We start from the raw sequence: 14,885 nt of genomic DNA on the forward strand, positions 1-14,885 counted from the left end.
TAAAATTTAAATCATGCAATTTCCCTATCAATTAACTGCAAAAGGAAACTATTCCCTTAAAAATGTCCGCCTGGAGACTGGCTTTGAATACGAAAATGAAGAGGTTATCGGAACAAAAACAGGCCTTTTCAGTATTGAAATTGAAGACGGAAAAATAAAAACAGTAAAAGCTAATGATCCTGCTTCCAAAGCAATTGATGCAAAAGGTTATCTGATGCTTCCTGCTTTCAGAGACATGCATATTCATCTCGATAAAACCCTGTATGGTCTTCCATGGCAGGCACTTTCTCCGAAAAGAAGAACCGTGAAGGATATGATTGCCTATGAACAGGAAATCATTCCTGAATTGCTGAAAACTTCGGTAAGCAGAGCAGAACAGCTGATCAGTTTGCAGCAGCATTACGGAACTCATTTTGCGAGAACCCATTTTAATATTGATCCTACCTCTGGATTGAAATCCCTGGAACATCTTGAGCAGGCTCTTGAAAATAAAAGAGATTCTTTCAAAGCCGAGCTGGTTGCTTTTCCACAGCATGGAGTGTATTATACGGAATCTGCTCCGTTGATGAAAGAAGCAGCACAGTTGAAAAGTGTAGAATTCATTGGTGGGCTGGATCCTTTAAGTATTGATGGAAGTATTGAGAAAGTAATGGATTTTACCGTTCAGCTGGCTTTAGATCACAACAAAGGAATTGATATTCACCTGCACGAAGCAGGAGAGTCTGGAATGAAAACCATCAGTTATCTGATTGATAAAGCGATGGAAAACCCTGCACTTCAGGGAAAAACGTTTGTAAGCCATGCATTTGCTTTAGCCCATCTTTCACCCAAAGAAACAGAGCAGATTGCAGAAAGACTGGCTGCCGGAAAAGTGGGAATTGCTTCTTCCGTACCTTTTAAAGGAAAAATAATGCCTATTCCAACGCTGAAAAAATATGGGGTTAATGTATTGATCGGAAATGATAATGTGCAGGACTACTGGAGTACCTTCGGATCCGGAAATATGCTGCAGAAAGCGAATCTTATTGCAGAGCTGTATGGTTATGCTACGGAATATGCCTTATCAAGAGCCTTGCAGTTTGCTACTCAAAGCACTCTTCCTCTGGATGAAAAAGGAAAGCAGCAATGGCCAAAAGCCGGTGATGAAGCAGCAATTGTTCTGACAGATGCTTCATGCTCTGCAGAAGCTGTTTCCAGAATGTCTGAAATAAAAGCCCTAATGAATGACGGGAATTTATTTTGGAGAAATTAATGTGAAGTATATATATTTTTATACACTTGTTTTTTGTAACTGCCATCGGAAGTTTTTCTGGTGGCTTTTTTTGAATGGGGTGCGGGTTTCGGGTTTCGGGTTTTGAGATTTGTGATTCGAGTTTTGAGTTTTGAGTTTGGGGATTTTGATTGTGAACTTAGAACTTTTTGTATTCAATAGGAACGGGCTTTAGCCCGTTTGAATGGAAAAAAATATACCTCAGGCTTTAGCCAAAAATATGAAAGAATATCTGTATTCAAACCCAAAATAACTGTTCATATTCCCTTTTTATATTTTACAATGTGAACATCTATTCATATTCAAAATTCCTAATATTTGTAATATCCCGTAATAATGATAAAAAAAGCCCCCGGAAATTACTTCCGGAGGCCTCTATTTGAAATTAAATCTAGGTACTTATATGATGATGTTATAAGTTAAAGTTAGTCCATCCTGCATACCAAGTATCAGTGGCATCTTTTACAGCACCTCTGTAAGTAACCTGTGTAAACCAGGTTGCTAATTTAGGGTTTGTAAACGCTCCACCTGTTAACAATGGAGAACCTGCATTAGGAGTAAAGTTTGGTGTAGTTCCTGCAGGAGCCCATGCACCAGCAAGTTTTACATCAGCTGTAGAAGCAAGAATTGTATTTCCTTTAGCATTAAACCAAGTCGTAAGATCGTTTAATGTATATGTTGTCGGAGTAGATGTAGATGGTCCGAATTTTAAAGGAGTTGTATTTCCTGCTAAAACGTTGTTTTCAAAGAATAATTTGTTACCTACGATGTTGTTATCCGTTGGAGATCCTTTAGTAGCATCAATGAATAAACCAACCGGGAATCCTGTAAATACAGAGTTGAATACAGAGATAGAAGAGTTTCTTCTGATCTGTAACGCATTCTGGAATAACGCATTGATTGATCCCGGAGCAGCAGAGTTGATTGGCCCGATAATCGTCATGTTAGAGAATGTAGCTGAAGTCTGAGGCGTTAAAGTAGAACCGTTGGCATCATTATCAGATTCAAATGCGTTAGAACCGGAAACGTCAGCTACCTGAGAATCTCTTACTGCGATACCAAACTGTACATTTCCTGAATACCCGTTGTCAGTATCGAAATCGTCATCAAGACCTTTATAAGAAATAAGGTGAGAACAGTTTACTGTTCCTCCGAACCACTCAAAACTGTCATCGTTAGCATAAGCAACTTCTACATAATCCACTGTAGTTCCGCTACCTACACCACCGAATGTAAGTCCGTTGATCTCTTTATCTGGTAAGAATGCATATCCTGCATATTCTATTCTTACATATTTTAATACTCCACTGTTGTCAGCAGCATTATTTCCTCCATAAAGTCCAAGACCTTCAGAGTTGTTAATACCTCCTTCAATTTCTCCAACGCCGTTTGTTCCTCCGAAAGATGCATTAGTAGGAGCATTTCCTAAAATTACTACACCTGCCCAGTCTCCTCTTTTAGGACTTGCTTTCTCTGAAGTGAAGATAATAGGATTGGCAGCAGTTCCTTCTGCCATTATTTTGCTTCCTCTTGTAATGATTAAAGCTCCGTTTTTATCAGCTTCACCTACAATCTTTGTACCTGGCTCGATCGTTAAAGTAGCTCCGTTAGTTACATATACCAGTCCTCTCAGCTTATAGATTTTATTGGCTTTAAGTGTAGTATTGGAAGTGATTTTTCCTGAAAGAATAAGGTTTTCAGTGTCTCCGTTTCCATTACCTCCATTTTGAATAATGGTAGGTCCATCTTCTTCTATATTTCTACATGCGGTAGTTGATACTAGAGCGCCAAGCATTAAAGAATATAAAACGAACTTTTTCATGTTATAAAGAATTAAATTATTTATTAGATTATTTGTTGAGTGAATTAAAAATTGTATCCCAATGTTAAACTGATATTGGTTCCTGTAAGTCTTTCAATAGCAAGAGCATCTTTGCTGTCATACTTGCCATTGTCATTCAGGTCATGGTAGAATTTAGCACGACGGTTCAGGATATCTGAAACATTCAGCTTGATCTCTCCCTTGTTGCTCCATAGTTTTTTAGCAAGCTGGAAATCCAGAAGAGGTCTAGGTGCTTCCCAGATTGGTGGAACCTGATCGTTTCCTACGTAAAGGATTCTTCTTCCGATCATGTTGAATAATAGCGTTGAAGACCATCCTGATTTTTCAGTGTCATACTGAAGACTTAGGTTGACAGTATATGGAGATTGTCCCTGCATTGGTCTGTCAATATTCGTAGCTTCGTCTGTTACTCTGTTTTTGATTAATGCTACGTTTCCACCAAGGGTAAAGTTTTTAAGAGCACTTACAAAATCCAGTTTTTTTCTGGCTTCAACTTCCAATCCATAAGCATCCGCTTTATCTACGTTAAGGTAGTTGAAAGTGTTACTTGTTCCTACTCCTGATTGGTTGAAGTATAGTTCGATCGGTTTTTTGAAGTTTTTATAGAAACCTGCCACGGATATAATTTCCCCGTTTCTTGGGTAGAATTCCCAACGAAGATCGGCACTCGTTATTTTAGTTCTTTCGATAGATTTGTTACCGATTACAGTTGCTCCAAGGTCAAAATCATAATATGCCAAAGGAGAAACCTCTCTGAATTCCGGTCTTACAACAGTTTGTGAACCCGCAAGACGGATATTCATTTTAGGATTTACCTTGAATGTCAAGTTAACAGCAGGTAAGAAATCTGTAACACGAGTGTTTACAAAACGGTCATCACTCTTTTTTGTGCTACCTACCAACTGATCAAAGTTCTCCACTCTTAATCCCCAGACAGCTCTTAACCATGGTGTGAAGTTATTGTCAAACTGTAAATACCCTGCGTTAAGAATCGTGTTAGCAATATATCTGTACTGGTTTCCAGCAATTTCATCAAATGTAAATCCTCCGTTGGTTCCGAAGTTACCAGGATTGAAGATGGTTTCGAAAGGCTGGGAAAGTAATCCCTGATTGAAGTTTTCAAGTCTTACAGAGAATGGTCTTGAGTTGTATATTCTGTCTTTTACCTGGAATAAATACCCTCCTTTGATCGTTTGTTTTTGTCCGAACATCGTAAACGTCTTGGATACGTCACCTCCTGCATTATACAGATAGTCGCTCAGAGTAGAGTAGAATACACTTCCTGATTTTTGGGAAAGACCGTTGGAAATCAAAGCTAAATAAGGACTTCCCGGCATGTTTGTATATTGGTTATACTGTAAACGCTGCAGCAAAGGAATATACTGATCAAGGATTCCGAAGCTTCCGTACCAGTTTACGGTAAGACCGCCAAGAACATCAATTTTATGATTACCGGAAAGGGTAGAGTTATAGAAAGTTGTTTCTTTAAATCCAATTTCCCTTGCCATGATATTGGTACCGTTAATCGGATCAAATTCAAAGTCCTTTCCTGTTCTGAAGGACATGTGGTTTACTGTATTATTAGTAATGATATTCTTCAGGGAAATTTTGTTGTTGTTGTTCAGCTTTAAAGAAAGGTTCAACATCCCTCCTAAAATAATATCATTGCTGTATTTTTCTGTAAAATAATCGAAGTTGGTATCAGCAAGCTGGTTGTTGATGGTAAAGAAACGGTTGGTAGACTCTGTTCTTCTTTTGTTGTTACTATAGTTTAAAACAGCAATTACTCCTAAATCTTTTCCGAATAATTTCGTATTGAAACCTCCGTCAAGTTGTAAACTTAAGTTTTCAGGATAACCGATACTGTTGTATCCAAGATTCTTTGTATATCCTTTACCAATCTCTGTTTTCTGTGCTTCAGTCAGAATACTGAAAGCATTTTTTGCAGGCATATTGGTAGGAAGTTTTCTGTAACCGTCATCGATTCCTAAAAAGTCCCACTTTCCTCCTTTCTGCATATGGAATTCCTGTCCCATAGTAGCGGTGTTTCCACCTACACCTACCTGTACATTGAAGAAATTTTTATTAGGAATGTCTTTCGTATTTACCTGAATCAATGCACCGCCCCATTCACCTGTATATTCAGGAATGAACGTTTTGTTGATAACAAGGGTTTCGATAACATTCGCAGGGAAAAGGTCAAAAGAGAAAGTCTTTCTGTCAGGCTCCGTGCTGGATAACTGAATACCATTCAGCATCGCCTGGTTATAACGGTCTGATAAACCTCTTACTACAATATATTTTCCGTCAAATAAACTTACTCCGGAAACTCTTTTCAGAACTTCACCTGTGTTCCTGTCCGGACTTCTTTTGATTGCTTCAACACCAATAACCTGAGAAACTACACCTGCGTTCTTTTGTAAACCGATGGTAGAGGCTATGGTTTCTTTTCTTGCATTTGATTTTATGACAACTCCCTCAATTTCTTTTTCTTTGGTAGATGGCTTATCCAGAACGATATCAAGATGAGTATTACCTTCATTCTTTATAATAACCTCACTGATCTCTTTTCTGTTATATCCGTTGGAACTTACCGTTACGATGTAATTGGCTCCGGGAGAAAGGTTGATAGAGTAGTATCCGGAAATGTCAGTAGTTACTTCCTGGCCATTTACTTTTACTTTTACCCCTTCTATAGGAGAATTGTCTTTCTCGTCCAATACCCTACCTTCCAAAATCTGACTTTGTGCAAAAGCATAGCCAGCAGAAAACAAGGCAAGTAGCATGATGCTCTTGTGGAGTTGTTTTTTCATTATTACTTCTTTTACTTCTTTTTCAAGGGCAAAATAAAGGCTAAGTTTTTAAGAAAACTTTAGGAGAATCTTAATTAATTATGAAGTTTGTATTAACAGGAGCGTGACTTTTATACTTATCGATGTTTAATTTATATAATTACAATTTTTGTTTTAATGTTAATTATTATTCCTTATATTTGATTTGTGTATAATTATTTGTTAGTTTTTTATTGATTTTGTAATTAGTGTTTAAAATGTTGTTTTTTAATAATTAGTTAACATTTGGCAGATAGATGAAATCAATTGAAATAATTAATTTTGTGGGAATTCTTAAACTAGAAGATGAGCAAAAAATTCTTTTAATAGACGATGAACTGGACATTTTAGAGATTCTGTCTTACAATTTGGAAAAGGAAGGGTATGATATCTATACCGCTACCAATGGTAACGAAGGTATAGAAAAAGCGAAGGAAATTGTTCCGGATCTTATCTTATTAGATGTCATGATGCCTGAAAAAGATGGTATAGAAACCTGTCAGGAACTTCGTAAAGTGAAAGAACTGCAAAAAACACTTATTGTGTTCCTTTCTGCAAGAAGCGAAGAGTTTTCTCAATTAGCAGGTTTTCAGGCAGGAGCCAATGATTACATTGTAAAACTGATCAAGCCGAAAATCCTTATTTCTAAAGTGAATGCATTATTACAGCTAACCTCTCAGGTGTCTGACAATGCAAAACTTATTGAAATCGGTGACCTTGTTATCGATAAAGATAACTTCAGAGTTTCCAAAAGCGGACAGCAATTTCTTCTTCCCAAAAAAGAATTTGATTTGCTTTACCTTTTGGCTTCCAATACTGAAAAAGTTTTCAAAAGAGAAGAGATTCTGGAGAAAGTTTGGGGTAATGATGTGATTGTAGGGGAAAGAACTATTGATGTTCACATCAGAAGACTAAGAGAAAAACTGGGAATCAATACGATTCAGACATTAAAAGGGATTGGATATAAACTGATCGTTTAATTATTTAAAAATCTTAACTTTACGTTCAATCATTAAAACGTTGTAAAATTGAAATTTTACAGACTTACCCTTGTTGCCTCGTGTCTGCTGACACTGGTAATGCTCCTTTTAGGTGTCGTATTCGATTCGCTGAAAGATATCTATTATGAGACCCCTTTGTTCAAAACGGGTCTTTTCATCTGTATTATTCTGATCTTCCTGATCAACTGTGTAGTACTGGAACTCCTTTTCAATTACTACAGCAGAAAACAGGTTAAAGGCCTTTCCGGATTTCTGCCACAGGAAATAGTGCAGAATCACGACGAAAATATCACCATCAAAGAATTAGGCGAAAGATTCTCAGATCTGAATCAACAGCAGGTATCAGAAATTGATATGATGAAAGAGATGGAAAGTTACCGTAAAGAATACATCGGAAATGTTTCTCATGAGCTTAAAACTCCATTATTTTCTATTCAGGGATATGTAGAGACTTTAAGAGATGGCGGAGTGGATAATCTTACCATCCGCGACAAATATCTCGAAAGAATTGATAAATCGGTAGAAAGACTGATCGCTATTGTGACAGATCTTGATATGATTAACAGGCTGGAAGCCGGTGAAATCAATCTTACCGTTTCAAAATTTGATGTCAACCTTCTGATCAAGGAAATCTTCGACTTACTTGATCTTGAAGCCGAAAAAAGAAATACAACATTACAGATTCAGACTCTTCATCCACAGATCTTTGTAGAAGCCGATAAACAGAAAATTTCTCAGGTTTTTATTAATCTGATCTCTAATGCCATTCATTATGCCAACAGACAGGAAGCGAAAGTGATCGTAAAAACCAGCATTCTGAAAAATAAGGTGCTGATAGAGGTGATAGATAACGGAATGGGAATCAAATCTGAAATTCTTCCAAGAATCTTCGAAAGATTTTATCGTGTGGAAACCAGCAGAAGCAGAAGAGAAGGCGGTTCAGGACTTGGATTGGCCATTGTAAAACACATCCTTGAAGCACACAATGAAAACATTACCGTAGAAAGTGTCTACCTTGAAGGGACGAAGTTCAGTTTTATGCTTGAAAAAAGTAAATAATTCTGGCAAAATGTAAGAAAAAAAAATATTTTAAAAAATCCTGAAATATTTTTTTGTCACATGTCATTTATTATATATTTGCAACAGAGATTTATCATAATTATAAAGGCAAAAAAGTAATTTAAGAAACTGATATGGTTTACAAAATCCGCGTAATATTAGATGCGAAAGAGGATATTTTCCGTGATGTCGAAGTTAAGGGAAAACAAACGTTATGGAACTTACATTTAGGAGTTAAAAGTGCATTCAGTCTGCAGGGAGATGAGCTTTCTACTTTTAATCTGTTAGAAGATGACGGAACAATCGTAAAAAGTGTCCCATTGGAAGATATGAGTGATGATGGTGATGGTGAGATCATGTCAGATGTTTATATAGATGAAGCTTTTGAAAACGTAGGCGACAAAGCACAGTTCCAGTATGGGCTTCTTGATCTTTGGGAGTTCTTCTGCGAGCTTGTAGAAGTTATTGAAGAAACAAAAGGAGTTAATTATCCTATTACCGTATACAGATTCGGAAACGTTCCTTTAAAGGCTCCTAGCAAAAACGGAGGTGCCGGAGGTGGCAAAAAGAAATCAGCAATGCCGTTGGTAGATGATGAGTTTGGTTTTGATGACGATTTCGTAGCGGGTGGAAACTTTTCGGATGAAGATGATGACAGCTTTGATGATGAGGAAGAAGAAGATTACAATGACGATGTCTTTGATGATGAGGATGACAATGATGATGAAAGATAATCATACAATATACTGGCCCTGGATTTAGATCCGGGGCTTTTTTATGCTAAATAAAGCAAATTACCATTCTGCTTTTAACGATTTTGCCTTTTTACCCTTTTACCCCAAAAACAATCCTTATTTTTGTTAAAAATAGTTTAATGAAAAAATTAATTTTGTTAGCTGTAATTGGTCTGGGAATTGTTTCCTGTACCACTCAAAAAATATCAGGAAGATGACAGAACTGCCAAAAGATTGGAAACATACTACAAATATCTACGAAGTAAACATACGACAATATACTCAGGAAGGAACTTTCAAAGCATTTGCAAAAGAAATGCCCCGCCTGAAATCTATGGGAATAAAAACCCTTTGGTTTATGCCGATCACACCAATTGCCCAACAGAATAAAAAAGGAAGTATGGGCAGTCCTTATGCAGCTTCAGATTATACTTCCATTAATCCTGAATTCGGAACGCTGCAGGATTTTAAAGATATGGTGAATGAGGCACACAGACTGGGATTCAAAGTAATCATTGACTGGGTAGCCAATCATACTGGCTGGGATCATGTTTGGACCAAAACACACCCTGAATTTTATCTTAAAGACCCCGACGGAAAATTCCATATTGCTTCCGGAATGGATGATATTATTGAATTGGATTATAAAAATCAGGAAATGCGTCTGGCCATGATAGATGCCATGAAATACTGGGTACGGGAAACCAATATTGATGGTTTCAGATGTGATCTTGCTTCATGGGTAGAAGTCGATTTCTGGGAACAGGCACGTCCTGAAGTGGAAAAAATAAAACCTCTTTTCTGGCTGGGAGAGTTCGATGAACTGGAAAGCCCGGAATATGGTAAAGTTTTCGACGCAAGTTATTCCTGGAAATGGATGCATAAATCTGCCGATTATTATAAAAAGAATGAACCTCTTCAGGAATTAAAAGATCTTTTGAGACAGTATTCTAATATCGGAGATACATCGATGAGAGCCTGGTTTACCACAAATCATGATGAAAACTCGTGGAACGGAACCGAATATGAAAAATATGGAGTGATTACAAAGCCTATGGCAGTATTCTCTGCGACATGGAATGGTGTGCCATTATTATATTCCGGACAGGAACTTCCGAACATGAAGAGACTGGAGTTTTTCGAGAAAGATGTAATTAAGTGGACCAATGCGTATCAGGTTGCTGATTTCTATAAAACACTATTGGATTTAAAAGCTGTCAGCCCTGCTTTAAGAGGTGGAGATCCTAATGTAACTACCTATCTGCTGAATACCACAGCCAACGATAAAATTCTCGCTTATGTAAGGAAAAATGGAAAAGATGAAGTACTGGTAGTTTTGAATATGTCAAAAGAACCTGTTAGCTTTTCTGTTGAAGACGAACACTTATCAGGAATATTCAGAAATGTTTTTGATAAAACGAAAAGAGATTTCAGTAATGGAAAAGACTTTAGTTTCAAAGTTTCTGATTATGCCGTATTTGAAAAGTAAGCAATAAAAACCTCTGAACTTTCGGTTGAAGCACTAATTATTAACAATTAGTCTTTTAGCGTACTCATTTCCCCTCCTCTGGAGGGGTGTCAAAATCACAGATTTTGACGGGGTGGTTTATCTGCCCTACAATAAAAATCCACCATTACAATGAACAAACAGGAAATAATCAATATCATCAAAGCAAAAGCTGCTGACAAAATCCAATACTTTGAAAACCTTATTGCAGATACACGGGCTTCCAATAACGATACGAAAAGCTCAATGGGAGACAAATATGAAACTGGAAGAGAAATGCTTCAGCAGGAAATCAATAATTTGCAGAGACAGCTCAATGAAGTGCTGAATCAGCAGGCTGTTTTGCAGAAAATAACTTCTGATCCTTCGGAAAAAGTTCAGAACGGAGCTTTGGTAAAAACCGATAAAGGACTATTTTACGTAGCAGTTTCTATGGGAGAAATTGTTTTTGAAAATCAGAAAATCATGACGGTTTCTGCAGAATCTCCTTTGGTGAAAATCATGTATAATAAAAAAGCAGGAGAAAATTTCATTGTCAACACCATTTATCAGACTATTGAAAATATATGGTAAAATTACGATCTGTTAGATTGCAGATATACAGTTGTTTAATAGAAAATAATCATTATCTCTATAAAAAGCATTCATAAAAGTGGGTGCTTTTTTTATTGGTTTTTACTAAATTTGGAACTTAAAATCTCATTCAAAATGCAAAACTACCTGGATCTTTTACAGCATATTTTAGACAACGGAACGGATAAAACTGATAGAACCGGCACTGGAACAAGAAGTGTTTTCGGTTATCAGCTGAGATATGATCTGTCAAAAGGATTTCCTTTGGTAACCACAAAAAAAGTGCATTTGAAATCCATTATCTATGAGTTACTTTGGTTTCTGAAAGGAGATACCAATATTAAATATCTTAAAGATAACGGAGTAAGTATCTGGGATGAATGGGCCAATGAAAATGGAGATCTTGGACCTGTTTACGGGGCGCAGTGGAGAAGCTGGAGTGGTGCAGACGGGAAAGTGGTAGATCAGATTACAGAAGTAATTGACCAGATTAAAAAAAATCCGGATTCCAGAAGACTTATCGTATCAGCATGGAATGTTGCAGAAATTCCTAACATGGCTTTGGCTCCTTGTCATGCCTTGTTCCAGTTCTACGTAGCTGATGGTAAATTATCGCTGCAGCTTTATCAGAGAAGTGCCGATGTTTTCCTTGGTGTACCGTTCAATATTGCAAGTTATGCATTGCTGCTGATGATGGTAGCGCAGGTATGTGATCTTGAAGTAGGGGATTATGTTCACAGCTTTGGAGATGTTCATATTTATAACAATCATTTTGAACAGGTAAACAGACAACTTGGAAGAGAGCCAAAAGCACTTCCGACTATGAAATTGAATCCTGACGTTAAAAATATCTTTGATTTCGATTTCGAAGACTTTATTTTAGAAAATTATGATCCGCATCCGGGGATCAAAGCTCCTGTAGCCATTTAATATTCTTACATCACTTTATCTTTTTTATTTACGTCTATTATTTTAACATGAGTAGACGGCATTATCTGTATCCATAAGTTGGAAATCAGAATATAAATACTTTAGCACACTTTCTTTTGGTAATTGTTTCTTACATTTGAAAGAACAACTCCGCTTCTTTGAATTCCTTTTTGTAGGGCCATTCACTGGCTGGTAGTAAATCATAAATTTGAAATGCTTAAGAATAAATTATGAAGTATTTAAAAATTAATATTGAAGAAAATGCAGATATTGAAGCACTGAAGAATGCAGTACTTCAGCTGAAAGGTGTGGCATCCGCAGAAATAGTGGATGACGAAAATCCTGAAAGTGAACTCAAAAAAGCTTTTGCAAAAACGAAGGAACAGCTTAAAACGGGTGACTATGAAACCCTAGTTAATGACATTTTCGATATAATCATAAAAAAATAATAAAGCAGACCGATGAGAAAGGCCATTTTATCAATCGCTATACTTGGAATTTTATGTTCCGCCAATGTATCAGCACAAACCGAAACTTCAGGAAGAGAAAAAGTATACAGAGCTACCCACACGAAAGTAACGGAGCTTAAGCACACAAAACTGAAAGTGAATTTTGATTATCAGAAAGAACAGATGAATGGGGAAGAATGGCTTACCGCTTCACCTTACTTCTATGCCACCAATGAGCTTACCCTTGATGCAAAAGGAATGCTGATTCATGAAGTGGCTCTTGATAACAACGGCAAAAAGTCTCCTTTAAAATACGAATATAAAGACGATATTCTAAAAATTACACTGGATAAAACCTATCAGAGAAATCAGGATTATACAGTTTACATCAAATATACCTCCCGCCCGAATGAAGTAAAACAACAGGGGAGCATGGCAATCAATGATGAGAAAGGGCTGTATTTCATAAACGCTCAGGGAAAAGATCCCAACACACCAACACAAATCTGGACACAGGGAGAAACAGAATCTTCTTCAGCATGGTTTCCTACTATTGATAAACCCAACCAAAAGACAACACAGGAAATCTATATGACAGTTCCTGATAAATATGTAACGCTTTCAAACGGTCTTATGAAAGATTCTAAAAAAGAATCCAATGGACTTAGAACCGATCATTGGGTGATGGACAAGAGACATTCTACTTATCTTTTCTTTATGGGCGTAGGAGAATATGCTGTTGTAAAAGACAAATGGAAAAACATTCCTGTTGATTATTATATTGAAAAGGAATACGAGCCTTATGCTAAACAGATCTACGGAAATACTCCGGAAATGATCGACTTTTTCTCCAAAAAACTGAATTATGACTATCCATGGGCGAAATATGCCCAGATTTCCGGAAGAGATTATGTAAGTGGTGCAATGGAAAATACCACAGCCACTCTTCATGGAAGTGATATCCTGCAGAAACCGGGGCAGCTTATCGATGAAAATACATGGGAAGATACCATTGCCCATGAACTGTTCCATCATTGGTTTGGAGATCTTGTTACAGCAGAAAGCTGGAGTAATCTTACCGTCAATGAATCCTTTGCTAACTATTCCGAATACCTTTGGAATGAATACAAATACGGAAAAGATCAGGCAGATTATCACCTGATGACAGATGTGAATAATTATCTTCACAACCCAACCGACTTTAATAAGAATCTGGTTAGGTTCAATTATGAATCCCGTGAAGACGTTTTTGACCTGGTAACCTATCAGAAGGGAGGAGGTATTTTAAATATGCTGAGAAACTATCTTGGAGATGATGCCTTCTTTGCCGGAATGAATGATTATCTGAAAACCAACGAATATCAGAATGCAGAAGCTCATCAATTAAGGCTTTCTTTTGAAAAAGTATCCGGTAAAGACCTGAACTGGTTCTTTAATCAATGGTATTTCGGAAACGGAAATCCGAAGATCAATTACACCTCCACATTTGAGCCCGTGAAAAAGCAGGTTGCTGTTACAATTAATCAAACACAGGAAAAGCCATTTGAATTTCCTCTGGCGATTGATGTATATGACAACGGAAAACCTAAAAGATATAATGTTTGGGTAAATGCGGAATCAAAAAATACATTTAGTTTTGATGTTTCTAAAGCTCCTGATCTGGTAAATATTAATGCAGATGGTGTTTTATTAGCCGAAATCACCGATACTAAAACTCCGGAACAAAATCTGATGCAGTTTACCAATTCTAAAGAGTTCAAAAGCAGATATCTTGCTTTAAACGGAATTAAAGATCAGGCTGGGAAAAGTCCTGCTGTTGTAAAATTACTGGTTGCTGCATTAAAAGATCCTTTCTTCAGAGTAAGAATAAAAGCATTAAACTTAATAGACCTTACTAATCCTGAACAAATGAAAGCATTGGGTGCTGAAGTTGAAAAACTGGCTTCCAATGATCCGAAAACATTGACTCAAGCTGCAGCTATTACGGCTTTAGGAAAAACAAAAGATAAAAAATACCTTCCTTTATTTGAAAAAGGAGTGAATGCTGTTTCCAATGCAGTAAAAGGAAGTTCTTTGAGTGCGCTTCTTTCTATTGACCCGTCAAAAGCCGGCAATCTGGCTGATAAAATTGATATGAAAGGAGCATCAGACGAACTCAGAGCACAATTACTTCCGATTATTGTTAAAAACAAAATTACCTCTCAGATAGAAAATATTGCGCCTCTGGCTACTTTTTACCCCTTCATTAAATTCCAGAATCCGGAATTGGGAAAAGCGGCGGAAGACGGTTTCAACTGGATCATGACTTCCGATAACCTGAAAGCAACGGAAAGCATTACGAAAATAGCAGGATATGCCAAAAATCAGATGGCAGATAATCCACAAGCTAAAATGATGATGGTTCAGATGCTGAAAGATGGTTTGAGCAAAAAAATGGAACTGCTGAAACAGAATCCACAAAATGCAGCAAGTATCAACAAACAGATCGATGTCATCAATAAAGCCATCGAAAATTATAAATAAAAAGAAAGCCGGCAGATTTGCCGGCTTTCTTTTTATCGTTACGTGTACCTACATTGTCGGATTTTATTTTTAAATACATTGGTTTTTAACGATGTTGTAAAAATTAGCATTTTTTACGACTGTTTTTTGCATTATCTTTCATAAATTCGTTTAAAATTTGGACAA

The 14,885-nt window shown here is 36.9% G+C and carries 11 protein-coding genes; 9 read left to right on the top strand and 2 right to left on the bottom strand.

Going from position 1 to position 14,885, the window contains the following annotated elements; all coding sequences use genetic code 11:
• Positions 1 to 13: 13 nt before the first annotated feature.
• Entirely contained in the window at positions 14 to 1,252 is a 1,239-nt protein-coding gene (locus KBP46_RS20865) for an amidohydrolase (RefSeq protein WP_123279371.1), read from the top strand.
• A 430-nt stretch (positions 1,253 to 1,682) separates the two neighbouring features.
• Here the strand turns inward: KBP46_RS20865 and KBP46_RS20870 are convergent, their stop codons facing one another.
• Positions 1,683 to 3,092, bottom strand: a complete 1,410-nt coding sequence (locus KBP46_RS20870) for a hypothetical protein (RefSeq protein WP_062674285.1) — start codon at positions 3,090 to 3,092, stop codon at positions 1,683 to 1,685.
• A 44-nt stretch (positions 3,093 to 3,136) separates the two neighbouring features.
• The gene (locus tag KBP46_RS20875) at positions 3,137 to 5,926 is read right to left on the bottom strand and encodes a TonB-dependent receptor (protein ID WP_062674286.1); all 2,790 of its coding nucleotides are present in this window, start codon (positions 5,924 to 5,926) and stop codon (positions 3,137 to 3,139) included.
• Positions 5,927 to 6,201: 275 nt separating this feature from the next.
• On the opposite strand from KBP46_RS20875, the gene KBP46_RS20880 reads away from it, so the two are divergent.
• From KBP46_RS20880 to KBP46_RS20915, 8 genes are all read left to right on the top strand, one after another.
• Positions 6,202 to 6,924, top strand: a complete 723-nt coding sequence (locus KBP46_RS20880) for a response regulator transcription factor (RefSeq protein WP_216444080.1) — start codon at positions 6,202 to 6,204, stop codon at positions 6,922 to 6,924.
• 48 nt (positions 6,925 to 6,972) lie between these two features.
• Positions 6,973 to 8,004: a cell wall metabolism sensor histidine kinase WalK gene (locus KBP46_RS20885; RefSeq protein ID WP_047434197.1), complete on the top strand. Its 1,032-nt coding sequence runs from the start codon at positions 6,973 to 6,975 to the stop codon at positions 8,002 to 8,004.
• 134 nt (positions 8,005 to 8,138) lie between these two features.
• Positions 8,139 to 8,738: a plasmid pRiA4b ORF-3 family protein gene (locus tag KBP46_RS20890; protein WP_216444081.1), complete on the top strand. Its 600-nt coding sequence runs from the start codon at positions 8,139 to 8,141 to the stop codon at positions 8,736 to 8,738.
• 214 nt (positions 8,739 to 8,952) lie between these two features.
• A complete protein-coding gene (locus tag KBP46_RS20895) occupies positions 8,953 to 10,227 on the top strand; it encodes an alpha-amylase family glycosyl hydrolase (protein WP_253297100.1) in 1,275 nt (424 codons plus the stop codon).
• A gap of 150 nt (positions 10,228 to 10,377) precedes the next feature.
• A complete protein-coding gene (locus KBP46_RS20900; RefSeq protein WP_216444082.1) occupies positions 10,378 to 10,818 on the top strand; it encodes a hypothetical protein in 441 nt (146 codons plus the stop codon).
• A gap of 135 nt (positions 10,819 to 10,953) precedes the next feature.
• Positions 10,954 to 11,748: a thymidylate synthase gene (locus KBP46_RS20905; protein WP_062674291.1), complete on the top strand. Its 795-nt coding sequence runs from the start codon at positions 10,954 to 10,956 to the stop codon at positions 11,746 to 11,748.
• 230 nt (positions 11,749 to 11,978) lie between these two features.
• The gene (locus KBP46_RS20910; RefSeq protein ID WP_062674294.1) at positions 11,979 to 12,197 is read left to right on the top strand and encodes a hypothetical protein; all 219 of its coding nucleotides are present in this window, start codon (positions 11,979 to 11,981) and stop codon (positions 12,195 to 12,197) included.
• 12 nt (positions 12,198 to 12,209) lie between these two features.
• Positions 12,210 to 14,720 (top strand): M1 family metallopeptidase, encoded by a 2,511-nt coding sequence (locus KBP46_RS20915; protein ID WP_216444083.1) that lies wholly within the window; start codon positions 12,210 to 12,212, stop codon positions 14,718 to 14,720.
• Positions 14,721 to 14,885: the final 165 nt, after the last annotated feature.

The sequence above is a fragment of the Chryseobacterium sp. PCH239 genome, from assembly GCF_018924625.1.
GTDB lineage: Bacteria > Bacteroidota > Bacteroidia > Flavobacteriales > Weeksellaceae > Chryseobacterium > Chryseobacterium cucumeris.

Excerpts from the sequence above, each read along its gene's own strand:
- KBP46_RS20875 (WP_062674286.1), bottom strand. The coding sequence starts at position 5,926 with ATGAAAAAACAACTCCACAAGAGCATCATGCTACTTGCCTTGTTTTCT.
- KBP46_RS20905 (WP_062674291.1), top strand. The coding sequence starts at position 10,954 with ATGCAAAACTACCTGGATCTTTTACAGCATATTTTAGACAACGGAACG.
- KBP46_RS20880 (WP_216444080.1), top strand. The coding sequence starts at position 6,202 with ATGAAATCAATTGAAATAATTAATTTTGTGGGAATTCTTAAACTAGAA.
- KBP46_RS20865 (WP_123279371.1), top strand. The coding sequence starts at position 14 with ATGCAATTTCCCTATCAATTAACTGCAAAAGGAAACTATTCCCTTAAA.
- KBP46_RS20890 (WP_216444081.1), top strand. The coding sequence starts at position 8,139 with ATGGTTTACAAAATCCGCGTAATATTAGATGCGAAAGAGGATATTTTC.
- KBP46_RS20910 (WP_062674294.1), top strand. The coding sequence starts at position 11,979 with ATGAAGTATTTAAAAATTAATATTGAAGAAAATGCAGATATTGAAGCA.
- KBP46_RS20915 (WP_216444083.1), top strand. The coding sequence starts at position 12,210 with ATGAGAAAGGCCATTTTATCAATCGCTATACTTGGAATTTTATGTTCC.
- KBP46_RS20900 (WP_216444082.1), top strand. The coding sequence starts at position 10,378 with ATGAACAAACAGGAAATAATCAATATCATCAAAGCAAAAGCTGCTGAC.
- KBP46_RS20870 (WP_062674285.1), bottom strand. The coding sequence starts at position 3,092 with ATGAAAAAGTTCGTTTTATATTCTTTAATGCTTGGCGCTCTAGTATCA.
- KBP46_RS20895 (WP_253297100.1), top strand. The coding sequence starts at position 8,953 with ATGACAGAACTGCCAAAAGATTGGAAACATACTACAAATATCTACGAA.